Source organism: Rhodococcus sp. AD45-ID, assembly GCF_003023755.1.
GTDB classification, from domain to species: Bacteria; Actinomycetota; Actinomycetes; order Mycobacteriales; family Mycobacteriaceae; genus Rhodococcus_F; species Rhodococcus_F globerula.
Genome location: NZ_PYHL01000001.1, coordinates 2,390,153 through 2,413,362, shown reverse-complemented (window position 1 = coordinate 2,413,362; position 23,210 = coordinate 2,390,153). Strand labels below are relative to the sequence as shown.

Here is a 23,210-nt window from a genome sequence, read left to right as displayed (position 1 = left end):
ACGCCATGTTTTGGCATCGACTGACATAACCTCGGTTGTACGACGCGGCACCGCTGAAGGTCGGTGCCACATGTGCCGAAAGGTTTGCTGTCATGGGGCAATTCGATGGTCAGGTTGCATTCGTCACCGGTGCTGCACGGGGCCAGGGGCGCAGCCATGCGCTACGGCTCGCGCAAGAAGGGGCCGACATCATCGCGATAGACGTATGTCGCCAGGTCGACACAGTGCCGTATCCGACCGCCACGGCGGACGACCTCGCGGAAACCGAGCGTGCGGTCAAAGCCCTCGGTCGTCGCATTGTTGCCCGCGAAGTCGACGTCCGGGACCTCGACGGCTTGAAAGCAGTGGTCGACGCCGGTGTCGATGAGCTCGGCCGCCTCGACATCGTGCTCGCCAATGCCGGTATCTCGGTGCCTGCTCCGACGCTCGAGATGTCCGAGGAAACCTGGTCGACGATGATCGATATCAATCTCACCGGAGTGTGGAAGACCTGTGTCGCTTCGGTGCCGCATATTGTCGCGGGTGGTCGGGGCGGCTCTGTGGTGATCACGAGCTCACTCGCCGCTCTGAAAGCGAACGCGAATACCGCGCATTACTCAGCGGCTAAGGCAGGTCTGGTCGGGTTCATGAAGGTGCTCGCCAAAGAACTTGCGCCGCAGAATATCCGAGTCAACACCATCCATCCCACCACCGTGGCAACCGACATGATCCTCAACGACGCCACCTACAAGCTCTTCCGGCCGGACCTCGCCGCGCCGACACGCGCTGACTTCGAGGAAGCCGCATTGACACTCAACACCCTGCCGGTGCCCGCGCTCGAATCATCCGACATCACCGAGGCAGTGCTCTACCTCGTCGGAGACAGCGGACGCTATGTCACGGGAACCACGCATACCGTCGACGCGGGTGGTCAGCTCTAGCCCATAACACTTGAAGGGAATCTCAATAGGTTTTGTCAAGCACGGCCGCAGGCCGTTCCGTCTGGCTGAGCCGGAGGCGATGCAGGTACGAAGGAGCTGTATGCGAGCACATGCCGCCAAACTGGGAGATAGATCTGCCCTCCTCACGCCGCCTGACGGCCAAGTTCACTCTCCGCTCCGGAATAACCGGTTCCGAGTACTTCGACAAATACTTATTCGAAACCGACCCGGACCTTCTACGTCGCATCGCCGACCGCATGGTCCCGTTGGTTCCAGACCACACCGAAATACTCGGCGGACTGGAAATGGGCGTTATCCCGATCGTCACTATGCTCAGCCAGGCAACCGGTCTACCGGCGGTCTTTATCTGTAAGGAACCGATGTCGTACGGAACCAACAAGCTGGCAGAGGGAATCGACGTCGCAGGGAAGACTGTCACCCTGGTCGAAGATGTCATCACCACTGGCGGTGCGGTCAGGAACGCAGCTCTCGCCCTTCGGGAGCTGGCGCTGATGTTTCGGTAGTTCTGTGCGCGATCGGTATTCACCAAAGAGTTCTTGGATTCGACACTCGATCACTAAGGTGACGGATTCACGAAATTCTCACCGCAGCTCACGTCTAGCGCGAACCATGCGATAAAGAACGTGCAAACGAAGAGACCCGCCTCTACTGTGATCCGATGGCATCGATCAAGAAGATTCAAGTCACTTTCGACTGTGAGGAGCCTGAGCGCGTAGCGGAATTCTGGTGTGAAGTATTAGGTTACGAGCGCAACGGATCGGGATGTATCGATCCCTCGGGTATAGGTCCGCGCCTGTACTTTCAGCGCGTTCCTGAAAACAAGGTTGTCAAGAATCGACTACATATTGACGTGCGAGTCGGTACGGGACTCGTGGGAGAAGAACGCGTGGCCGCGCTCGAATCCGAATGCGCACGATTGATCGCACTCGGTGCGGTACGTGTGCGACTACTGCGCGCCGATGGCTACAACGAGTCATGCCTCGTAATGCAAGATGTCGAAGGTAATGAGTTCTGTCTCGATTGAGTCACTGCTCACATCGCACCCGCACCAGTCGACGGGTATCCCTGCCGCATAGCGACAAAGCTTGATACGGCTTACGAATGGACGCGGGCCAGAACACAGTCCATTCGGGTCTGTTACTGATCGATTCAGAAGTTATCTACGCGGCCAATGCGGCAGTTGGTCCTGGCAAGTAGACCACTTTGTCACGGACCATCGCCCACAACACATTCAACCGCCGCCGTGCGAGAGCAAGGACGGCTTGGGTATGACGGCGGAATCTCTCCGCGATGTCACGATCGAGTTCGGCCATCTCAGCATCGATGTTCATGACCTGAACAGCGAATTTCGCGACCGTACTCGCAGCCACGTCCTGGCCCGCTACCCGCGCATGCTGTGACTGCGCCGCCGTGATCGCCTTCGTCGTGATATGAGTAGCGTTGTATGCCTTACGTTTCCGATATCCAACGAGCGCTCCAGCGCCGGGAAATATGTACTCAGCAATGCACGGAGTCGATTGATGGTGCGGGTTCGGTCCCGCATCAGATCGGTACGCCTCAAGGTCAGGACGGCCAGTTCGATACTGATCTCGTCGCCGGCCAGCACCGGATGCAGATCTCGGCGCATCCGCACCTGATCTCGCCGAAGTCATCGCGCGCACGGGCTGTGAGTTCCAGGCACATGGTTGTCCCGAGGAGTGAACTCTGATCCCAGGCGTGGACGGACACCCCGACGTAGCACCCGCCCCATCTGCCGATGAACGCCAGGTAGCCGTCGTCCGGCACGATGAATTCGGCAGCCAACCGCTCACGTGCTGCTGCTTCGGGAATGGGCCGTCCCGACCATAGGCTGCGGCCGCGACGTCAATGCGTTCGATCAGAGAGTTGGAGAACTCCCGAAGCGACACCGATTGTCCTCCTCTCGGACTGAGGCAAGCCTCGTCTCTGGTACGAATCTCCGGACCGCAGTGTGGCCGGCGAGCAAATGCTCACCGGCCAAACTACTTTCGACGGAAACTCAGATCAACGCGAAAGCAGCAAATGCTCCCAGTGCGATCAGTGCGGCGCCCGTGATGCTCTGCACCCGACGGTCTACGACGCACATGACCGAGAGGAAACCGGGCATCGAGCCACCGCGATTGGTGTGCACGATTGCCGCGAGGCTGGGCATGCAGCGGCCGAGGGAGACAACGGTGAACAGTGCAGCGCCGAGAGCCGGTGAGCCCGAGGCGATAACACCGAGTGCAAGGAGGTAGTACGCACTCGAGCGGATGAAGATCAGGAATCCGGGCCCGATGATAGCGCCGAAGATCAGTGAGACCTTCCACGGCGCCATGGTGCGGCGCAGATGGCGCGGAAGCTGTTGGCGCCGCATCGGAGTCGGCATCGTGAGAACACCCAACTCGTGCAGACCGTACGCAAGTGCCACAACAGCCCAGGCACCCAACGCCCAGCCGATCGGAATGAAACCGGACACCGCGGCGCCGAGAGCGCCGATCAGGGCGCCGGTGACGGCACCTGTCGTGACGGAACCCACTGCATGCCAACCGAGTCGGCGTACCGGAGTTGACGATCCCTTACGGTCGGCTTGCTTCGGTGCGGCAACAACTCCGGCAACCGACATTCCGCAGGTCGACCAGTTGGCGGCCAGTGAGGTGACCAGTCCGGCTCCGACAACCGCAGTGGTCAAAGCTGTTGTCGCAGAAGGCGCAGCCACGAGTGCAATGCCGGCACCCGCCGCAGCACCTGCGGCGATGAGGCTGGCGCGAGTAGCCGTGCCGACCGAGCCTTGAAGGGTCGGCCGGATGTCAGGGACATCGGTCTGGAGTGGGCCGTGTGAGAGAACGGTAGTCATCAGATCCTCCAAAATGTATGTAGTTCACGAAAAATGATGAGCCAGTAGTCACAGCACTGTGATGACTCCGATCATGTACGGGTGCACGGAGCACGAGTACTCGTAGACGCCTGCTTTCTCGAACGTGTGCCGGAAGGTTCCGTCTCCGGTGATGCCACTGTCGAACAGTCCGGGTGATTCCACATGATGCAGAAGTCCGCCGTCGTCGAAACGCCACTCGACGGTGCCGCCATGTTCAACGGTGACGTCCATCGGGCTGAACTGAACATTGCTGATCTCGACCACGACGTCGGGGGCGGGATCTTCTGTGCCGCAGGCTGGAACACACGTTGCTGCGACGGCAAGGCCGAAGACGGCGATCCACCTCCTCACTATTGAACGATCACGGTGCCGACCATCATCGGATGGGGCGTGCAGTGGTAGGTGAAGGTACCGGCGTCGTCGAACGTGAACGAGAAGGTTCCCTCGGTGAGCAACTCGCTCTTCAGTTTCCCTTCGAGCTCACCGTTACCGACCACGTCGTGGGGGAGTCCGCCGTCGTCGAACTTCCACTCGACGGTCTGGCCCTTTTCGATCGTGACCGACGCCGGTGTGTAGGCCATGTTCTTCACCTCGATCACGACGGCGGGTTCGTCCGACGCCGAACTGTCGCTGCTGCAGGCGGTGAGACTCAAAGCCGCACAAGCGGCGAGGAAAGCGGGAACGAGCTTCTTCATGAGAGGTCCTCTCGATTCTTCTTACTTGTCAGCGGACGTAACGCAGATTTGCCGTCATTCCGGCTTCGAAGTGGTAGGCATTGTGGCAGTGGAACATCCACTCGCCGGGGTTGTCGGCATCGAACTCGATGGCGAGTTCGCTGCCTGGTAGCACGTTGACGGTGTCACGGCGAAGCCCGCCGTAATCCGGTACCGCAAAGGTGTGGCCGTGAGTGTGCATGGGATGCCACATGGTGGACGTGTTCTTCATCGTAATCCGAACGCGTTCACCCTGTTTCATCACGAGTTTGCCCGCATCGGCACCGGCCATGCCCCACACGTAACGATCTCCGGCTTGGATCAACTCGATGTGGTAGTCGCGATCGGGTGACTTCGTCTCGAGGCGTGTGGATTCCGCGGGACGGAGAGCGCTTTCGAGCACCAAACGGCCGCCCAACTCCGAGATCACACCACCCACATCCGGATTCGAGAGTGCCAACGCGTCGGTGCTGCGCAGGACGGTCGACGCGTATCCGTCGCGGCCCTCGACCTTGGCGACCACCGGCCAGGTTCCCGACTTGACCGTCACGAGTACGTCGTAGCGCTGAGCCATTCCGACGATGATGGCGTCGGCGGGAGTCGGCTCCACGTCGGAGCCATCGGTGGCTACGATCGTCATCTCATGCCCGGCCACGGCAAACCGGTACGGAGTTTCGGCCGCCGCGTTGATGATTCGTAGTCGCAGAGTCGAACCGGGCGCAGCGGTCACCACAGCTGGATCGTTGGGCGGTCGCCCGTTGATCAAGTGCAATGGATACGCGATGTGTTGTGTCATGCCGCCCAAAGGCTCGGACGAACCATGGCCGGCGCTCACCAACTGCTGCGCAACTGCCATGTCACCCTCGGCGTGCTCAACGGGTGTTGATGCGGCTCCGCCATGGCCGCCGTGGCCGCCGGCAATTGCCGGATTGAGTGCCATCAGTATGGAATCCGGTGTGGTACCCAATCCGTCGACCCAGTCGTCGAGTACCAGAACGGCATCGGCGTCGGCCCCACTGGAGTCGTTCGGGTCCTCGACGATCATGGCGCCGAAGAGTCCGCGGTCTGCCTGTAGTCCGCTGTGCGAGTGGTACCAGTACGTTCCCGGATCCGGGGCGACGAAGTTGTAGTCGAAGGTCGAAGCCGCCGCGATGGGAGCCTGCGTGGTTGGTGCCGCGCCGTCCATGTCGTTGCGGATTCGAATTCCGTGCCAGTGCAGCGTGGTTTCGGCATCGAGGTTGTTCTGGACGGAGACGTTCACCCGGTCACCGGATTTCAGCCGAAGTTCCGGAGCGACAGCAGCGCCACCGTACGTCCATGTGTCCACGAGGCGTCCGCCGAGATCAACCGTCGAGAATCCGGCTGCCAAGGCAAACGCGGCGGTGGTTCCGTTCCAGGCTCGTGCCGACTCTGCAGCAGCAACTTCGGGGTCGGTGGGCATGATGAAGTCGAGATCGGTCAGCGGCGTCGGAGTTGCTGCAGTGGAACTGCATCCGGCGATCGTTCCCACGGCGCCGAGCCCGATTGCCCCGGCGCCGAGTGCTCCCAGACTCAGGAAGCGGCGCCGGCCCATCACTACACCGGATCCGGGACGACTCATCGAAGTACTTCTGGTGTGATCAACCCGGTGACATCACCGACATTGCCCGAGATATCCACGGAACTGACCTGCTCACCGGTGGTTGCGTTGTAGCCCACGATCTTCTGCGGAGCGGAGCCTTCTACCTCCGGTCCGGTGCCGAGCACGTAGAACGTTGCACCGTCAACTGAGAAGGCGGTGCTTCCGATATCGGTGAGGCCGAGGTCGGCCAGAGAAAGACTCTTGATCGGGGCGAACGTAGCCGCGTCGAAGAGATCGATCTTCACGATCGAACCACCGCGAGCGGAGTCCGGGTGAATTGCGCTGTCGGTGTATTCGATTGCCAGACGCGTTGCATCCGCATTGATGAGGTTCTCGGAGAAGCGTCCGGAATCCTGGCCCGCATTTCCGATGGGCTTGACGGCTTCCTTGGGTAGTCCGTTCGAGAAGTCGAAGACGAAGACGTCACCGTTCTCGCTGACCAACAACGCTTTCTGTGCGTCGGCCGCCCACGTCACTTTGCGAGTCGAGACGAAATCGTCGGGCAAGACCTTGGATCGGGCGGTCTGGGTGGGGACTCCGTCGTCGCTGATCGTGACCTGCAGCAGCTCACGGGTGTCCTCGCACACGCTGTAGAGCTCGTGTCCGACCATCCAGGTGAACGGTCCACATCCGACGATTTGGAGGGCGCCGGTCGCCTCCTGCTTCTCCAAGTCGACAACACGGATGCCGTACAGGCCGTCGTCCCAGGTGACAAAGAACTTGCCGTCGGAGGTGACGGCATTGGAGCCGGCACGCGAATGCACACGTGCGACGTCCGGAAGCATGACCTCGGCCGGCTCCAGCAGGTTGCCGGAGTAGGTGCTGACCGTGAAATCGGCTGCGCCACGCGAACCTCGGGGACGCCACACTTCGGCGGCGAGCACCGCTGGGTCATCGTCGGAGTCACCGACGAATCCGTGGATGACGGGATCCCAGATACCGGGTCCGACGGTGATGCGGCTCTCGGCCACACCGGTTTTCGGATCGATGACGTTAACGCTGAGTTCGAGCTGACCGAAGCCACCTTCGACGCCGAGGAGTCGGTCAGCGGCAATCGGAGTGATCGAGCCGACGTGCAGGGGTTCGGGAATGGTGTCGCCGATTTCCTGATCGTCGTGACCGAGCGAAATGCCATCACCAGGAGCAGTGAACGGGACGGTGGGATAGGTGACATCACCTGCGCTGGAAGGTTCGTCGTTGTCGGACGAACTGCAACCAGCCAGTGCGAGCACAACGGTGAGAGGCAGTATTGCGACGGCGGGACGGGCGAGCTTTCGGGTTCGTGAACTGATCATGATCCGGCACCGACCTTGGGGCGTGCAGCCGGACGGGTCTGGCAGTCCTCACCGATGATGGGAGCCATGGTGCAGGTGTACGCCTGCGATTCGTCGGAGACACACCAGATGATTTCCTGGTCGTAGCTGCCGGAAACCGGGTTGTACATCACTGCCTGCATGTCCGGCTCGCCGCAGAAGGCGTTGGAACACGAAGGCGCACCGCAGCAGTCGTAGTACGCGATCAGATAGGTCTTTCCGGTATCGGGATTGGTGCAGCAGCCAACCCAGAACTCGGCGCCTGGCTTACTGCCGGGCGCGCACGTGGTGACACCGCCGCCGTTGCAGGCAGCGCAGGATGTGCCGTCCATGTTGCACCAGCGCCAGTATTCACATTCCGCGGGATCCTTGCCGTCGTACACGGGAACAAGCGGTTCCGGGCCCGGTGCCGGAGCGGGAGGCGCGGCTTCTTGAGCAAACGCGGTACGAGTGACGGGCAAGGTGCTGATCAGCGCTACGCCGGATACTCCCATGGTCCACTTGCCGATTCGGCTGATCATCGACCGCCGCGAGACGCGTTCGGAGAGCTTGCGGCCGGTGCGGCTGGTCAGTGAACCACCTTGGCCTGCCATCCATTCGGCCTGTGCTTGAACGGTTGCCTCGTCTACCGGATATCGGTTCTCTGTCATGTTGTGCTGTGGAAACGCATTGTCGTCCAACAAATTTCTCCTGATTCGTGAAGAGGAACGAGCAGAACTCAGGGTGATCAGGCCGCGCTGCCCGACTTAGCCTGCGCATGAAGGTGCTGGAGTGAGGGGGTGCCGGACTCGAGTGCGTTGAGCAGGCTCTCGACCTGAGCCATGTGGTTGCACAGGCCCTTGCCGCGAATCTTGCCGTGCTCGTCGAGAATCACGCCGTACGGAGTGGTGCCCACCTGGTAGGCGATGCCGACGTCACGAGCGTCGATGTAGCTGAGCTCGGAACCGATGCCGCTGCCGGCCAAGAACTCTCGGTGTTCCTCGGGGGTTCCGTCGGAGATGATGACAACGTCGAGGTCGGATTCGGCTCGGGCCATTGCCCGCACGCCGGGAAGCAGGCTCTTGCAGGTCGAGCAACTCGGTGCTGTGAACAGCAGGAGCTGAGCCTTGTCTCGATGACCACCAACTCCGACGGTTCGACCTTCCTGGTCGATCAAACCGGCAAACGACGGCCCAACCTGTTCGACCTTGGGACCGGTATCCATCATTCGGGCACCGAGTGGTCCGAGACGCACCTGCACACGGCCGATTTCACGGGCGAGAGCGAGAACCATCAAGAACAGTACGGCCACGGCGATCACGAGAATCACGGTCGCTACGAGTAGAAAAGTAGTCATCGTCGAAGTCCTGCCTTTGCGCAGTCGGTGAATAGGGAGAAGGTCAAACGCCGTACCGAGACGTGGCGCCGGCGGCACGCAGTCGGACGGAAGCACTCGAGAGGTAGTCGTCGACGGGGCGCTTGCCGAAATGAACGACGGATCGGATCTGTGCGATGGCGACGCCGGCCAGCACCAGGAGGAGTGCGAGGGTGGCAGCTGTTGCTTGCGCGCCCGCGCCCGCGGCGCTGCCGATTGCCAGGATGGAGAGTGACGCAGCGGCAAGGATTCCGGCACGTACCGCGTGGAACCATCCGATACGCGGGATCTCGCCGATGCCGAATGCGAAGCAACCACAGTCGAGGTCGCGTCGTCCGCGAGCAAGGTTGACGACAAGGCCGACAAAGAACGACGCGAACATGAGTGCGGCAACCCCGGCCGCCCACTGCCGGGCGATGCCGGTCACGAGAAGTGCGCCCGCCACGGTCTCGGCGATGGGAAGTGCCCGGGCAACCGGTCCTTCGAGCCCGCTCGGAAGGACTTTGTATCCACGTACCGAACGCAGAACACCGTCGTAGTCCGTCAGCTTGGGGATGCCGGCGAGCAGTAGGACAAACCCGATGATCGCCGATACGGCAGCGATGGTGAAGTCCATGATTCCTCCCTTTCAGGTCGGCAAGCGCTGGTGTGTGGGACACATCCTGTACTGGTGATGCGGCGAACATGCTTCGGTGTCGATACGTCCGGGGGATACGCAACTGGGAATGCGCACCGCCGGTGAGAATCGATATTTGTGCAGGTCAGTAGGTTTCTTCGGCACGGGATCGACATGGTTCGGAGCTGTGGCAGGGCCAGCGGGCGAGACCTCGAGCGCGCGGATTCCCACTTGGATCGTCACTGCGCGCCACGGTGGAAACTGCCCGGAAACAAATGCGGACTAACTTGACCGAAATCGGTGAATCGGATATCGGACGGACGGTGAGACATGGCCGTGACGGCGGCGTTGCGCGCGGCACTCGCGCGGGCACAGAGTGCGGATCAGGACGGCGAGCCGGTGTACTCGCCGTTGCGCGGTCTGGGTCGGCGGCGGCTGACGCCGATCGATCTTCTCGGACAGTCGTTGTCGACCATCGCACCGGCTACGGGAATGGTGTTCATCGCATTGTGGATGATCACGTACAGCCCTGGGTACGCAGGTTTGGCCGCCATCGCCGCGACAACGTCGGCAGTTTTTCTGGTTGCGCTCTGCATCACGCATTTCACCCGCAGGCTGGCGGCGGCTGGTTCGCTCTACAGCTTTGTCTTCCAAGGTACCGGAACCCGAAGTGCGCTTTTAGTCGGAGCCGCGTTGGTCGTCGGGTATCTCGGGATCTCGATATCGGTGTTGGCCCAGGCGGTTCCCAGTCTGCTGGACACGATTTCGCTCATCGGCACCAATGTAGGCGGGCCGCTTTCGACGGTAGTCGTGACTGTACTGATCTCCCTCACCGTTGCCTGGATAGCGGTGCGTGGAGTTCGGTTTGCGACCCGCGCGATTCTGGTGATCGAAAGCTGTTCGCTGATCTTGATCATCGCGGTGATGCTGGCAACCCGTACCGATACGACAAGCACTGTGTCACTGCCGAATCAGTCTTTGAGCGTGGTTCCTTTTCTGGCGATGCTGACTGTTCTGAGTATGGCCGGATTCGAGAGTGCAGCATTCTTCGGTCCAGAGGCCAAGCGCCCGTTGATCACTGTCACACGCACAGTGCTGATTTCGCCGATCATCTGCGGGCTACTATTCGTCTTTGCAGCGTGGGCGGCGATGACGGGGCATGGCGCAACCATCGTCGGGGCGTACTTCCAGGGGACGGCATCCGGTGCCAGCGCCGGGGTGGTTCTGGCCGTCAAGATCGGTATGACGTGCTCGTGGCTGGCATGCACTCTCGGCTGCGCGCAAGCGGGTTCGAGGTTGTTGTACTCCATGGGCGTCGAACGGGTGCTGCCGTCATCGCTCGCCCGGATGCACCGTCGATTCCGAACCCCTTACATTGCGGTCCTCGCGTTTGTCTCCGTCAGCACAGTCGGCGTTCTTCTGTTTTCCGATGCGGTGAGAGATGATTCAGGCTCTTTCGACGGAGTGGTGGAAATTGCCCTCGTGTGTGCGTACACGTTGGTGGCCTTTGCGTCCTGGAAGTTCTTGAACCGAATCGGCGAGCACACAGCGGTGACGCGACTGTGCACGTTGTCGGTCAGCGTCGCCGGGGCCGGTTTGCTTGTGTACATCATTCTCGACGGTGCCGTCCACGGAATCTGGGCGCTGCCGTGTGCAGCTGGGGCGCTTGCTGCATCCGGAGTGATCTGGAGTGCAATTCTCCGGCGGGTGCGGCCTGAGAGTCTCACGGCGGTGGGAGCTTTCGACAGCCTTGAAACTGCGGACCTCCTGCCTGGCGCCGGAACACTCCTTATCGGCGACGACGGTCGACGACGCCTGGTGCCGGATCGTTCTGCCGCAGACCGCGACCTACCGGAGTGGGGCGAGTGAGCGCCGACCGCGCCACCACCGGCACCAGAGTCGGCAAACGGACCAGCGAAGAATCGCACTTCAGCGGGCAGCAACCTAAAGCGGTTCAGAAAGCGCTCGGGATGCTCGAGGCGGTTGCGCATCTAGGACCGGGAACAACCGCGAAGGAGATCGCCACTTTCGCGGGAGTTCCATCGGCCACGGCGTATCGGATGCTGAATCTGTTGGTGGCAGAGGGTTTTCTCGTGCGGGTACCTGACCTGTCCGGCTTTGCGTTGGGGCGTCGGACGGCTGAGTTGTCGCATGCCGCAACAACGAGTGGCCCGGCGCCGTCGCTGCACGAACAAGTCGAAGACATGCGTACCCACACGAGATACGGATTGCATGTTGCGTCGTTCAACGCCGGGCGACTCCGATTTATCGACAAGGACCCTGACCACGAGATCATCGGGATAACCACGCTTTCGAAGAACATCCATGCAAATGCGCTGGGCAAACTTCTGTTGGCCTACGACGAGCGGCTCGTTGTCGATCTGGAACTACGTCGACTCACCGAATTCACGATCGATGATCGTGCCATGCTGGCCGAGCAGTTGCGTTCGGTTCGATTGCAGGGGTTCGCGTTCGAGAATCAGGAATCCCGGCTCGGACGGTCGGCGTTAGCGGTACCTATTCGCGATCATGCCGACCTGGTCGCCGGCGGATTGTGTATCCAGGGTTCCTGCGAACGTGTCACTGTGGAAGACCGAGAGTTGGTGGGCTTTCTCCTCGATTGCGCGCGGCGTCTGACCGGGCTGATCTGAAATGTCAGCGTAGACGGGTGGGTAGTCCCGCGGTCATCAGGACAACCGACTCGGACGCATCGGCGATCCGGGCGTTCACTAGGCCTAGTAGATCGCGAAAGAGGCGACCGGACTTGGTTTCCGGAACAACCCCACTGCCGACTTCGTTGGTGACTGCAATGATCGGGACGGGGCAGGACTTCCAGGCCGCTAGCAACTGATCGATGTCTTCGCGAACCGCAGCCGTGTCGCCGTCCAGCCAGGCATCGTGGCGATTCATCCGTGCTGTCAGCCAGGTACCCAGGCAATCGAGCAGGATGGGGTCGGTTGCGCCGGAGAGTATTTCGATTATATCGACGGTTTCGAGCGTTGCCCAGGTTGCCGGCCGCCGCGCGCGATGTGACGCCACCCTTTCCGTCCAGTCGGGATCGTCGTCATGCGGATCTCCGGTGGCGATGTATGTGACGTGCCGGTATCCGGACAGTAATGCTTCGGCGTAGGTGGACTTGCCCGCCCGGGCGCCACCGGTAACCAGAGTTCGGCCAGTCGCTCTGGAGCCGATGCGCAGCACTGTGCCGTCGAGAATGGTTCGTGCGCCGCACTGTTCTAGTGCTGCCGAGAGTTCGTGTGCGAGCGGGTTGTGGTGGCCGAGGTGGACGGCCACGATGTCGGTTCTGTCTGTGACCGCGCCGATTTCGCGCAGTGTGGCGACCGTCCGGGCGAAGCTGGGCAGATCGTGGTGCCCGGTGCCATGATCGGTCTTGAATCCGAAGGTTTCCTCGAGGAAAAGGGCGTCGAACGAGGCGTTTGCGAGCTCGGCGATTGTCGACGGTGCGAGGGGCCCGGTGTCGGTGGCCCAGAAGATGCGGGCACCGGCATTGTCGGTGATGTCGTAGAGCAGGGTCGGAACTTCATGTGTCGCTTCGAGAGCACGAACGTCATAGGTACCCAGTGTGACCGATTGGCCGGCGACAAGCGGTGTGAAGGTGACCGGGTCGTGTGGCCCCACCCAGTCGCGGCAGAGATCAAGGGCGTCAGGCGGTCCGAGTACCTGCAGTGGTTCGGTGCGATCGGCCCATGACCGGAAGAGCAGCGCCATCGGGCCGAGATGATCGGGATGCGAGTGAGTGAGCAGGATGTGTTCGACTCCGGCAAGGGTGCGGCCGGATCGCGAAGCGGCGCGTGGTACTTCGGGGCCGCAGTCGAGCAGGATTCGATTGTCCAGCAGGGCCGCTGTGTGCCCTCGAACCGTGCCGCTTGCCAGTGCGGCGGTGCAGGATGTGCACTCGCAGAAGGGGTTGGGCCAACCGTCGGCGGCGCCGGTACCCAGCATCAGCAGTTCCATCAGCGGCCGTCCTTCTCGCGGATCGGTACCACGACGGGTCCGCTCGGTCGATCGAGAACCTCGACGCGGGCGCCGTAGATCTCGCCGAGGAGGTCGGAACGTAGAACGTCGGCCGGTGGTCCGTCTGCCACCACGCGGCCCCGATCGAGCAAGACGATGCGCGATCCGTACTGCCCCGCGAGAGTGAGATCGTGCATCGCGGCAATCACGGTGATGTTGTCCGACAAGCGCATTGCCTCCACAAGATCGAGGACCTGCTGCTGGTGTCCGATGTCGAGGGCGCTGGTGGGCTCGTCGAGGAGCAGCACTTTCGGTTCCTGCGCGAGCGCTCGGGCCAGCACTACTCGCTGCAATTCACCGCCGGACAGTTCGGTAGCCCGGCGATCGGCAAATTCAGTGAGGTCCAGGCGCTGAATGACGTTGTTGATCACCATGCGATCGGCGGCGGTCTCCGTGCCGAAGCGTCGTAGATACGGAGTTCGGCCGAGCGCGACAAGTTCGGTGACTGTTGCGCCCTCCGGTACCACGGGCCGTTGTGGCATCAGCGCGACAACTTGAGACATGGCTTTGCGACCGGCATCTCGAGGGTTACGGCCGGAGACGGTGAGTTGGCCGGCAGACGGAATCAACCCGGCGAGCGCATGCATCAGCGTGGTTTTCCCGGCGCCGTTCGGTCCCACAACAGCAACCCATTCACCCTCTGCAACGTCGAGTCCGATGCCGTCGACAACGTTGTTGCCGCCCAGGACAACCCGAAGGTCCTGGCAGTGAACGGCAAACTCGGTCATGCCGACACCCGACTGCGGCGTAGGACGAGCAGGAAGAACGGGGCGCCGATCATGGCTGTCACAACGCCGATGGGAAGTTCGGCGGGGGACATCAATGATCGGGCGGCAACGTCGGTGAGGACGAGGAACGCTGCGCCCAGCATCAGCGACAGCGGGAGAAGCAGTCGATGCGAAGGTCCTGCGACCAGTCGAACGGCATGGGGAACAACAATTCCCACAAAGCCGATGAGGCCGCTGGCACTGACCACTGCTGCTGTTCCGAGAGTTGCCGCAAGAACCAGGACGAGTCGAGAGCGGGCGGGATCCACACCGAGACTGGCTGCCTCCACGTCGCCAACTGCCATGACGTCGAGTACTCGACGGTGAATCAGGATGACTGCCGAGGCCACAATCACGTACGGCAGTACAACAAGAACTTCCGACCAACCGTCCGTCGACAGACCGCCGAGCAACCACGAATAGACCTCGCGCAGTGAATCGTCGAACCGTTGCTGCACAAAAGTTTGCGCGGCATTGGTGAACGCGGCCACCGCAACGCCGGCCAGAATGATGACGACCGCGTTCTGGGCGCCGCCGATACTGCGGCCCAGAGCGTACGTGATGAACACGGCTAGAACGCCACCGACAAAGGCGGCCATGGGGATTCCGAACATTCCCACAGCCCCGCCGGAGACGATAGCCAACGTTGCGCCAAGTCCGGCACCACTGGACACTCCCAGAAGATACGGATCGGCCAACGGATTTCGGAACACACCCTGATATGCGGCTCCCGCGACGGCCAGCATCGCGCCCACCAAGGCACCCAGGACTACGCGGGGAAGTCGGATCTGCCAGAGAATTGCCTGCTGTTGAACGGTCAGCCCGGAATCGATATCGACGCCCGGAATCCCGTCGAGCAGTTCGAGAATGACCCGATCAGGGGTAAGGCCTGCCGGTCCCACCAGAACGCCGATCAACAGTGACACGCATAAAATGAGTGCGGCACCGACCAGCGCGGTGGTTCGATGGTTCGCGAGACCGGCTTTGTGCATCAGAGAACTCAGGCCGTCGGAACCTGCGCCACGATCGCGGCAACAGCTTTCACCTGGTCGGTGACGCGGGGTCCCCATCGACTGGACAGGTCTTCGTCGAGTACGTGGATCTGGTTGCCGGTCACAGCCTTCATCCCGTTCCAACCGGGGCGCGCTGCAACAGCTTCCGCGGTGACACCGCAGCACTGCGAGTCCGCCAGGAAGATCAGATCAGGGTTGGCCTGAACCACGAACTCCGCCGAAAGCTGCGGGTAATCGCCCTGAGCGGCTGCGTCGGCGATGCTCTTCATGCCGAACAGGCCGTAGATCTGGCCGATGAAACTTGTGCTCGTCACCGTGTAGAGCGAGGAGTCGAGTTCGTGGAAGTACGTGAGGGGCTGCTCGCGGGCCGGAACGCTCGCCACCGCTGCGTCGATTTCGGCGCGCATGTCACTGACCACCTCGGCGCCCTCTGCCTCGTGGCCGGTTGCGATCGCGACGCGCTCGATCTGTGCGTAGACGTCGTCGATGCTCGTTGCCGCCGGCAGAAGGAGAGTCGGCACCTTTGCCTTCTGAAGCCCGGACACGAGGTCGTTCATGTCGTCGGACGCAATAACCAGATCCGGTGCGTAGCCGAGGATGGCTTCGACGTTGGGCGAGAAGCCGGACAGGTCGGTGACCGGGATGCCGGCCGGGTAGTCGGACTGGTTGTCGACGGCCTTGACCTGATCGCCCGCGCCAACAGCCCACAGCGTCTCGGTAGCGCTGGGGCTGAGTGAGACGATCGACGTCGGACGCGCCGCGATCGTGATGTCGGTGCCAGAACCGGTGGGACCGGATTCCACCGTCACGGGGAATGAGCCGTCGGAGACCGCTGACGTGGTGGGGGCGTCGGAGGTGGTGGAACTGCTGCAGGCACCGGCCAACAGCGCCGTACTCACCGCCAGCGCCGCAAAGATCGATCGGAACGTGCGTGTCGGCCGAATGTTCACAGCCACCCCTCCATCAGTGCGGAGAAAGTCGCCATGCGGCGCGGCCGGAGGGCTGGGCTGCACGAGCGTCCTTCGTCCGAGGACCATCGTGTCGCCACGAGGCTGGGTGACCTGACTCGTTCATCCGTGGGTACACGGACAACTTCACAGTTGCGTCGACAGTGCCGGGCTTTCACCGGACTTCACAAGCAGCGTGGCACCCCGGAAACCCGGGGCATGTGCACTTTACAGGGGCGGCCGCTCTTGACTCGAGCGGCAAAGGCACGGTAAATATCTATTCCACTAATGAACTAGTGAAAGGGTTCGGATGATCGACTTCCGTATCGACCGCCGATCCGGCATTCCCACCTACGTGCAATTGGTCGTCCAGGTGAAGCAGGCACTACGGCTCGGTGACCTACAGGTCGGTGACCGTCTGCCTACCGCCAAGGACGTTGTGGGGGCTCTTGCCATCAACCCCAACACAGTTCTGAAGGCTTACAAGGAACTCGAACGCGACGGTCTTGTTGCGCCGCGGCCGGGGTTGGGGACGTTCGTGACCAAGTCGCTCGCGAAGCCGGGCATGGCGGAGAACTCCGCTCTACGGGCAGAGCTTTCCCGGTGGATGCGTGATGCGGTGGCCGCAGGACTGGAGCGCACGGATATCGAGGCACTGGTCGACATGGAACTCGAGCGTGAGTTCGTCAAATCTGATTCGTCCGAGATTGAGGGGGAGACATCGTGACCGACCAAGAATCTGCGCTCACCATGGCTGACGTGGACAAGCGCTTCGGGCGCAAGAAGGTGCTCGACGCATGCACCTTCGAAGTCGAGGCAGGGAGCATCACCGCGCTTGTCGGCGTCAACGGTGCCGGCAAGTCGACACTCATGTCCTTGGCAGTGGGATTGACGACGCCGGATCACGGCGCGATTTCCGTACTCGGCGCCGCTCCGAGTCGTGACGGCATCAGCCCGGGCCTGGCCTATCTGGCCCAGCACAAGCCTTTGTATCCGAAATTCACTGTTGCGGAACTGCTTCGGTTCGGTGCCTACACCAACGACAACTGGGATGCGAAATACGCGCTTGGTTTGGTGGAACGTGCCGACATTCCGCTCGATGCGAAGGCCAAGACGCTTTCACCTGGCCAACGAACCAGGGTGGCATTGGCTTTGGCGCTCGGACGTAGGCCGAAGCTGTTGCTTCTCGACGAACCGCTGGCAGATCTGGATCCCCTTGCCCGACGGTCTGTCGCCACCTCGCTGCTCGAAGATGTCGCAGAGCACGGCACAACGGTCCTGTTGTCCTCGCACATCATTTCCGAATTGGCAGATGTTTCGGATCGGTTACTTCTTCTCGGCGACGGCAATGCTCGACTCTCCGGATCGTTGGATGAATTGGTCTCAGCCCATTACGTATTGGTTGGTGATGGCGATCCGTCGGACGTGGTAGGTGGCGGCACTGTTGTTCACACCGATGTCGGGCTGCGCCGAAATTCCCACCTCGTAGCCGGTCGTCGACCGAATGAACTACCAGGTTGGAGTGTCGACGATGCAACTCTGGACGATCTAGTGCTCGGGCATCTGAGCGCAGAAGCGAAGGTGTCGGCATGATCTGGGTTACCTGGCGGCACCATCGAACGTCGCTCATTGTCTCACTGGGAATCATTGCGGTGCTCGCGCTTACGGGCTTGGTCGGTGGTGCAATTATCAAGAGCGACGGCAGTGGCCGCCCCTTCGGATCGTTTTTCGGTTGTTTCGGCAACACAACGGCGATCTGTGCGGCTGAAACTGCTCTGACCGCGACCACTCTCATTGCAACGATGCTGCCGGTGTTCCTGGGAGCATTGGTTGGTGTAACAGTGTTTTCCCGGGATATCGAGCAGGGAACACATGTGTTGGGGCTTACCCAGTCGGTCAGCCGGGCTCGCTGGTTCTGGACCAGAGTGCTGGTTGTCTTTGTTCCGCTGACCGTCGCTGCTGCGTTGCTCGGTTTCGTGTTGGAGTGGACTCGGAGGCTGCCCGCCAACAGCAACTTCGCATTTGTTGCCGGCCGAGCGACATTCGTCGACCAACCGAACCTGTCGTATCCTTTCTTTCAGTCCAGCGGATTAGCCTTGGGTGCATACACATTCATGGCTCTGATTCTTGGCGCGGCTCTCGCGTTGCTGGTGCGGAGTTCGATCGGTGCAATGGCGCTGACTATGGTCGGCGTAGTTGGTGTACTGGTGATGTTTCAGTTTGTTGCCAGGCCGCACTACGCGCCGGTGGGGATCGAGAAGTCACCCCTGTCCGGGGGAAGAATTTACACGGCTGTTGAAGGTGCATTTGTTCCCGGACTGAATTGGGAAATCGAGCAGGGTTACGTCGATATCCAAGGCAATTTTGTGGACGTTCGCTACGACGAATGCACCTGGAGTGGATCGGACGACGGGAACGACCCGTACGAACAGCGGTCCGAGGAGACCGGCGCCCAGTACGACGTTCGTATGGAGGCGGTCTTGGCCCAGCAGGATCGGGACATGGAGGTCTGCTTGCACGAGCAAGGAGCAGACCACTACGAGGTCCGCTACCATTCGGCCGATCAGTTCCGCCGATTCCAGTTGACGGAAGCTGCTCTGACTCTCGTTCTTTCGGGACTGTTCTTGATCCCCGCGCTCTGGGGTCTACGACGCCTCAAGCCGTAATGCTCAGCCGGTGACCGGTGCGACGCTCAGCTGATTGATGTTCGCGCCGGTCATCGAGCAACCCTCGGTGGGGTAGGGGAGGAACACCGCATCGTAGGAGTTGGGCGGGTACACACGTAGTCCGGCGACGTCGGTGACACCACACTGGTCGGCCGGATAGTTCTCGACGTTGGTGGCGCGAACCAAGGCGGTTCCAGCGGAACCCGGTGCGAGGGAGACCGCAGATCCGGAGCCAGTGCGCGTTGCCGCTGCGCCCACCTCGCTGCCGTCTGCGCCGGTTACGTAGGAAACGCCGGGAAACCCGTCGAGGGTGCAGGTGCGCGTGCTGGTGTTGGTGAAGACCACCGGTAGTTCGGTGGAACCGGCGGCGCCGCTTGCCTGTCCGAGGGTGACGCTGAGTTCTGCGACCGTGCAGTTCTCAGGACTGACCTGTGTACTCGATGCTGCCGAGTGGGTCGCGTGCGTAGTTGTTGCCGGAGCCGGGCCGGGCGCTGCGGATGTCGGTAGCGCCGAGGTAGTGGTGGGAACAGTAGTGCTGGTGGCTGTGTCGGAGCTGTCGGATCCGCAACCGCTGACGAGGGCAATTGCGGTCAGCGGTGCTGCGAGCAGGACGATCCGACGTATTACTGTGGGATTCATGGTTCGCTCCTCCGGCCAGCCGACATGTGTGTCCGGTATATCCGAATCATGGCTGGGATGTGCGGGAATGCGGCAACTGAGTGCGCCATTTCACGCACCGAACGTGAGGAGATTCGATGCCGACAGTTCCGAACGCGAGGCCTGATCCCGACCCACATGACATCAAGCGCTGGCGACGCTATCTCGCCGACGAGCAGGCAGAAGCCGCGGTGTACCGCGACCTCGCAGGGCGGCGCACCGGTGAGGAACGCGAGATCCTCCTTGCGCTCGCCGAAGCTGAGGGTCGGCACGAGGCACACTGGCGTGCCCTCCTCGGCGAACACGTCGGAAAGCCGATGCCCGGCGACATACGCACTCGTATCCTCGGGTTCCTCGCCCGACGATTCGGCTCGGTTTTCGTTCTTGCGCTCGCTCAACGTGCAGAGACCCGATCGCCTTACCCGAACGACGCGGATGCAACTGCCTCGATGGGTGCCGACGAGAAGATCCACGAAGAAGTGGTGCGCGCGCTGGCAACTCGTGGGCGCAATCGGCTTTCGGGGACCTTCCGCGCGGCCGTGTTCGGCGCAAACGACGGTCTGGTGAGTAACTTGGCCCTGGTTCTCGGTATCAGTGGTAGTGGCGTCTCGAATCAGATCGTGTTGCTCACCGGCATGGCCGGACTGCTTGCAGGCGCACTGTCGATGGGTGCCGGTGAATACGTTTCCGTCCGCTCGCAACGTGAATTGTTGGAAGCGTCCACTCCAGGTACCGACGCGCGCGATGCCGTCGGATTGCTCGACGTCGACGCCAACGAGTTGGCTCTGGTGTACCGAGCCCGCGGTATGACGGCAGAGGAAGCCGAAGTGAGAGCGGCGGAGGTCCTGAAGCACAACAACTTCGGTGTGACAGATGTCGAAGACACTCACGAGTCTGTCGGCACCGGTTTGGGAGCTGCAGCCGCCAGCTTCTGTTTCTTTGCCTCCGGCGCAATCATTCCCGTGCTGCCGTACCTGTTCGGGCTGGAAGGTGTGACGGCCCTGATTGTGGCTTCGCTGCTGGTGGGTATTGCCCTTCTGGGCACCGGCGTTGTTGTCGGACTGCTCTCCGGCGGGCCGCCTTTCAAGCGGGCGCTCCGTCAGCTTGCCATCGGTTACGGCGCCGCGGCGGCAACATATCTACTCGGAATGCTGTTCGGGACATCGTTGTAGAGCACCGGCCTCGAGGCCGCACGATCTCGAGGCCGGCGTCACCAGCTCGCTACAGGTCTCGGGCCAGCGCTCGGCCTGCCGCGCGGCCCGAGAAGATGCAACCACCGAGGAAGGTTCCCTCCAAGGCGCTGTACCCGTGGACGCCACCGCCACCGAAGCCGGCAACCTCGCCAGCTGCATAGAGGCCGTCGAAGACGCTGCCATCGGCCTTGATCACTTGCGAGTCCAGATTGGTTTCCAAGCCGCCGAGCGTCTTTCGGGTGAGGAGGTGCAGGCGAACAGCGATCAGTGGGCCGTTCTTGGGGTCCAGGATCTTGTGCGGAGCAACGACGCGCACGATTTTGTCTGCCAGCAGATTACGGGCACCGTGGATGGCGGTGACCTGGAAGTCCTTGCTGTACTTGTTGTCTACCTCGCGGTCGCGGGCGATCATTTCGCGCTCGATGTCCTCGAAATCGAGTAGTGGCGTGTCGGTCAGGGCATTCATGCCGTCGACCAAGTCGCGAAGGTTGTTGCGCACCACGAAGTCCGCGCCCTTCTGCTTGAAGGCTTCGACAGGGCCGGGTGCACCCTTCTTGATGCGTTCGAGGAGGAGCTTGAAATCTCGATTGGTGAAGTCCGGATTCTGCTCCGATCCCGAGAGTGCAAACTCCTTCTCGATGATCTTCTGATCGAGGATGAACCACGTGTACTCGTGGCCGCTGTCGAGGATGTACTTGAAGGTGCCCATCGTGTCGAACCCGGGGAAGTTGGGTACCGGAAGACGCTTGCCGGTAGCGTCGAACCACATCGACGACGGTCCGGGGATGATGCGGATTCCGTGGTTGGGCCAGATGGGATTCCAGTTCTGGATGCCTTCTGTGTAGTGCCACATGCGGTCGCGGTTGACGATGTTTCCGCCCGCTGATTCGGTGATTTCGAGCATCCGTCCGTCGACGTGTGCGGGTACGCCGGTCAGCATGTGCTTCGGCGCCTTGCCGAGTCGTTCCGGCCAGTTCTTCTTCACCAGCTCGTAGTTGCCGCCGATTCCGCCGGAGGTCACCACGACGGCCTGTGCGGCGAACTCGAATTCGCCGACCGGGGTCCGGGAACTCTCAACTCCGCGAAGGTTGTTGGAAGGTTCCAGAACGGTGCCGCGGACGCCGGTGACAGCGCCGTCGGTGACCACCAGTTGATCGACCTGGTGGCGGTGCTTGAACGTGACCAGTCCGCGTTTCTGGGCGGCGATCACTCGGCTCAGGAACACGTCGACGACGCCGGGGCCAGTTCCCCAGGTGAGATGGAATCGCGGTACGGAATTGCCGTGTCCGAGAGCCATTCCGCGGCCGCGCTCGGCCCAGCCGACGTTGGGCATCAACCGAAGCCCCAAGTCGTGCAGGTACTGACGCTTGTCGCCGGCCGCGAATTCGACGTACGCCTTTGCCCATTGACGAGGCCAGTGGTCTTCGCGATCCCGATCGAAGGCCGCGGTACCCATCCAGTCCTGCATGGCGAGGTCGAGTGAGTCCTTGATGCCGAGTCGGCGTTGTTCCGGACTGTTGACGAGGAACAGTCCGCCGAGTGACCAGAACGCCTGAGCGCCGAGGTTGGCTGCATTTTCCTGTTCTACGACAAGGACTTTGCGTCCCGCCCGGGTCAGTTCGTACGTGGCGACAAGGCCGGCAAGCCCGGCCCCGACAACGATGACGTCGGCATGTTCGCTCATGGGGACTCCTCTGATGATGGGTGGGGCGGGATTGGTTCGGTGTAGGACAGCAGGATTCGAGTAAAGATGTCGAGGCGAAGGGCAAACGCGGCGTCGGTGTCGGGATCGACCAGGCACTGCACGCTGGTGCCGTCGTGAACGGCGACCAGGGCGCGCCCCAATGTGGTCGGATCTCCCACGATGCGCCGTCCGACGTCACCGAGTGCGGACTGCACCAGGGGAAGCAAAGTCTGGAGTATCGCGTCTTCGCGGTCGGCCACTGCAGTTCGCAGTGCATCGTTGCGGAGTGCGTGCGCCGTGAACTCGGCATTGATCCGGTACCACTGCGCGTCTACCGGGACTACGGAAACAATCCGTCCGACGACGGCAGTCATGTCGAGGGAGTCGGTACTGATTGCGGCGGTGGCTGACTTCAGGTCAGCGAGCATTGCGGCGGACTTTTGTTCCCACATGGCAAAAAACAGTTGGTCAAGGGAGTCGAAGTTGGAGTAGAAGGCGCCACGTGAGTATCCGCCTCGTTCGCAGATCTGCTCGACGGTTGCGTGTCCGAATCCCTGGTCGCCAAAAACCTCAGCGGCGGCGTCGAGAAGTCGTTGACGCGTTTGACCTCGACGTTTAGTGACACGTTTTGTAGGGGAGGTGTCAACATCCGTCATCGGTACCTCCTTGTGCTGGTTTCCTAAACGATACACGGATGTATCCGATGCGATCGCGTATCGATAAATTTGCCTTTGACCGGTGTTTCTATCCGTATCTAGAAAATTCACAAGATTAACGAATATCTGTATATGTGCGGTGGCTGACGGTAAGAATCA

The 23,210-nt window shown here is 61.5% G+C and carries 26 protein-coding genes; 9 read left to right on the top strand and 17 right to left on the bottom strand.

Annotated elements, in window-relative coordinates:
* Positions 1-92: 92 nt before the first annotated feature.
* From C7T36_RS11005 to C7T36_RS10995, 3 genes are all read left to right on the top strand, one after another.
* Complete coding sequence (locus tag C7T36_RS11005) at positions 93-920, top strand: mycofactocin-coupled SDR family oxidoreductase (RefSeq protein ID WP_045065330.1); 828 nt, start codon at positions 93-95, stop codon at positions 918-920.
* Between the two features lie 110 nt (positions 921-1,030).
* Positions 1,031-1,444, top strand: coding sequence for an orotate phosphoribosyltransferase (locus tag C7T36_RS11000; protein WP_052683390.1), 414 nt, complete (start codon positions 1,031-1,033; stop codon positions 1,442-1,444).
* Between the two features lie 155 nt (positions 1,445-1,599).
* Positions 1,600-1,965, top strand: a complete 366-nt coding sequence (locus C7T36_RS10995; protein WP_033233540.1) for a VOC family protein — start codon at positions 1,600-1,602, stop codon at positions 1,963-1,965.
* A gap of 136 nt (positions 1,966-2,101) precedes the next feature.
* Here C7T36_RS10995 and C7T36_RS30095 read toward each other — a convergent pair whose 3' ends face one another.
* The 10 genes from C7T36_RS30095 to C7T36_RS10945 form a co-directional block, all read right to left on the bottom strand.
* Positions 2,102-2,272, bottom strand: coding sequence for a hypothetical protein (locus C7T36_RS30095; RefSeq protein WP_162487726.1), 171 nt, complete (start codon positions 2,270-2,272; stop codon positions 2,102-2,104).
* A gap of 50 nt (positions 2,273-2,322) precedes the next feature.
* Positions 2,323-2,568, bottom strand: coding sequence for a transposase (locus tag C7T36_RS10985; RefSeq protein WP_084702498.1), 246 nt, complete (start codon positions 2,566-2,568; stop codon positions 2,323-2,325).
* Positions 2,569-2,958: 390 nt separating this feature from the next.
* Positions 2,959-3,795 (bottom strand): hypothetical protein, encoded by an 837-nt coding sequence (locus tag C7T36_RS10980; protein ID WP_045065326.1) that lies wholly within the window; start codon positions 3,793-3,795, stop codon positions 2,959-2,961.
* 48 nt (positions 3,796-3,843) lie between these two features.
* Entirely contained in the window at positions 3,844-4,167 is a 324-nt protein-coding gene (locus C7T36_RS10975) for a cupredoxin domain-containing protein (protein WP_084702497.1), read from the bottom strand.
* A complete protein-coding gene (locus C7T36_RS10970) occupies positions 4,167-4,511 on the bottom strand; it encodes a plastocyanin/azurin family copper-binding protein (protein ID WP_045065322.1) in 345 nt (114 codons plus the stop codon). Before C7T36_RS10970 ends, C7T36_RS10975 begins: the two co-directional genes overlap by 1 nt.
* 28 nt (positions 4,512-4,539) lie before the next feature.
* A complete protein-coding gene (locus tag C7T36_RS10965) occupies positions 4,540-6,129 on the bottom strand; it encodes a multicopper oxidase family protein (protein WP_045065320.1) in 1,590 nt (529 codons plus the stop codon).
* Positions 6,126-7,445: a hypothetical protein gene (locus C7T36_RS10960; RefSeq protein WP_045065318.1), complete on the bottom strand. Its 1,320-nt coding sequence runs from the start codon at positions 7,443-7,445 to the stop codon at positions 6,126-6,128. The genes C7T36_RS10965 and C7T36_RS10960 overlap by 4 nt, the downstream gene beginning before the upstream one ends.
* Positions 7,442-8,113, bottom strand: a complete 672-nt coding sequence (locus tag C7T36_RS10955) for a methylamine dehydrogenase light chain (RefSeq protein WP_033233846.1) — start codon at positions 8,111-8,113, stop codon at positions 7,442-7,444. The genes C7T36_RS10960 and C7T36_RS10955 overlap by 4 nt, the downstream gene beginning before the upstream one ends.
* A 77-nt stretch (positions 8,114-8,190) precedes the next feature.
* The gene (locus C7T36_RS10950) at positions 8,191-8,799 is read right to left on the bottom strand and encodes a redoxin domain-containing protein (protein WP_045065315.1); all 609 of its coding nucleotides are present in this window, start codon (positions 8,797-8,799) and stop codon (positions 8,191-8,193) included.
* Between the two features lie 43 nt (positions 8,800-8,842).
* Positions 8,843-9,433, bottom strand: coding sequence for a MauE/DoxX family redox-associated membrane protein (locus tag C7T36_RS10945; protein WP_045065313.1), 591 nt, complete (start codon positions 9,431-9,433; stop codon positions 8,843-8,845).
* Positions 9,434-9,763: 330 nt separating this feature from the next.
* On the opposite strand from C7T36_RS10945, the gene C7T36_RS10940 reads away from it, so the two are divergent.
* Both C7T36_RS10940 and C7T36_RS10935 read left to right on the top strand, forming a co-directional pair.
* Positions 9,764-11,302, top strand: a complete 1,539-nt coding sequence (locus C7T36_RS10940) for an APC family permease (RefSeq protein ID WP_045065310.1) — start codon at positions 9,764-9,766, stop codon at positions 11,300-11,302.
* Positions 11,299-12,084 carry an IclR family transcriptional regulator gene (locus tag C7T36_RS10935; protein ID WP_045065308.1) on the top strand — a complete coding sequence of 262 codons (786 nt, stop codon included), beginning with the start codon at positions 11,299-11,301 and terminating at the stop codon, positions 12,082-12,084. Before C7T36_RS10940 ends, C7T36_RS10935 begins: the two co-directional genes overlap by 4 nt.
* Before the next feature lie 4 nt (positions 12,085-12,088).
* On the opposite strand, the gene cobU is transcribed toward C7T36_RS10935, so the two are convergent.
* From cobU to C7T36_RS10915, 4 genes are read right to left on the bottom strand one after another with little or no spacing between them, the layout of a single operon-like run.
* Positions 12,089-13,408, bottom strand: coding sequence for a bifunctional adenosylcobinamide kinase/adenosylcobinamide-phosphate guanylyltransferase (gene cobU / locus C7T36_RS10930; RefSeq protein ID WP_045065305.1), 1,320 nt, complete (start codon positions 13,406-13,408; stop codon positions 12,089-12,091).
* Entirely contained in the window at positions 13,408-14,196 is a 789-nt protein-coding gene (locus tag C7T36_RS10925) for an ABC transporter ATP-binding protein (protein ID WP_045065303.1), read from the bottom strand. Before C7T36_RS10925 ends, cobU begins: the two co-directional genes overlap by 1 nt.
* Entirely contained in the window at positions 14,193-15,227 is a 1,035-nt protein-coding gene (locus C7T36_RS10920) for an iron ABC transporter permease (RefSeq protein ID WP_045065301.1), read from the bottom strand. Before C7T36_RS10920 ends, C7T36_RS10925 begins: the two co-directional genes overlap by 4 nt.
* An 8-nt stretch (positions 15,228-15,235) precedes the next feature.
* Positions 15,236-16,198 carry an ABC transporter substrate-binding protein gene (locus C7T36_RS10915; RefSeq protein WP_045065298.1) on the bottom strand — a complete coding sequence of 321 codons (963 nt, stop codon included), beginning with the start codon at positions 16,196-16,198 and terminating at the stop codon, positions 15,236-15,238.
* 307 nt (positions 16,199-16,505) lie between these two features.
* Here C7T36_RS10915 and C7T36_RS10910 point away from each other — a divergent pair, with 307 nt between their 5' ends.
* Genes C7T36_RS10910 through C7T36_RS10900 form a run of 3 tightly spaced genes read left to right on the top strand, consistent with a single transcriptional unit; the run spans position 16,506 to position 18,861 of the window.
* The gene (locus C7T36_RS10910; RefSeq protein WP_045065297.1) at positions 16,506-16,922 is read left to right on the top strand and encodes a GntR family transcriptional regulator; all 417 of its coding nucleotides are present in this window, start codon (positions 16,506-16,508) and stop codon (positions 16,920-16,922) included.
* Positions 16,919-17,788: an ABC transporter ATP-binding protein gene (locus C7T36_RS10905; RefSeq protein WP_084702494.1), complete on the top strand. Its 870-nt coding sequence runs from the start codon at positions 16,919-16,921 to the stop codon at positions 17,786-17,788. Before C7T36_RS10910 ends, C7T36_RS10905 begins: the two co-directional genes overlap by 4 nt.
* The gene (locus tag C7T36_RS10900) at positions 17,785-18,861 is read left to right on the top strand and encodes an ABC transporter permease (RefSeq protein ID WP_045065296.1); all 1,077 of its coding nucleotides are present in this window, start codon (positions 17,785-17,787) and stop codon (positions 18,859-18,861) included. Before C7T36_RS10905 ends, C7T36_RS10900 begins: the two co-directional genes overlap by 4 nt.
* A gap of 3 nt (positions 18,862-18,864) precedes the next feature.
* On the opposite strand, the gene C7T36_RS10895 is transcribed toward C7T36_RS10900, so the two are convergent.
* A complete protein-coding gene (locus C7T36_RS10895; protein WP_045065294.1) occupies positions 18,865-19,500 on the bottom strand; it encodes a DUF4232 domain-containing protein in 636 nt (211 codons plus the stop codon).
* Between the two features lie 116 nt (positions 19,501-19,616).
* Here C7T36_RS10895 and C7T36_RS10890 point away from each other — a divergent pair, with 116 nt between their 5' ends.
* Positions 19,617-20,690, top strand: a complete 1,074-nt coding sequence (locus tag C7T36_RS10890; protein WP_033233499.1) for a VIT1/CCC1 family protein — start codon at positions 19,617-19,619, stop codon at positions 20,688-20,690.
* Positions 20,691-20,739: 49 nt separating this feature from the next.
* On the opposite strand, the gene C7T36_RS10885 is transcribed toward C7T36_RS10890, so the two are convergent.
* Positions 20,740-22,395, bottom strand: a complete 1,656-nt coding sequence (locus C7T36_RS10885) for an FAD-binding dehydrogenase (RefSeq protein WP_033233497.1) — start codon at positions 22,393-22,395, stop codon at positions 20,740-20,742.
* Positions 22,392-23,051, bottom strand: a complete 660-nt coding sequence (locus C7T36_RS10880; protein WP_033233495.1) for a TetR/AcrR family transcriptional regulator — start codon at positions 23,049-23,051, stop codon at positions 22,392-22,394. The genes C7T36_RS10885 and C7T36_RS10880 overlap by 4 nt, the downstream gene beginning before the upstream one ends.
* Positions 23,052-23,210: the final 159 nt, after the last annotated feature.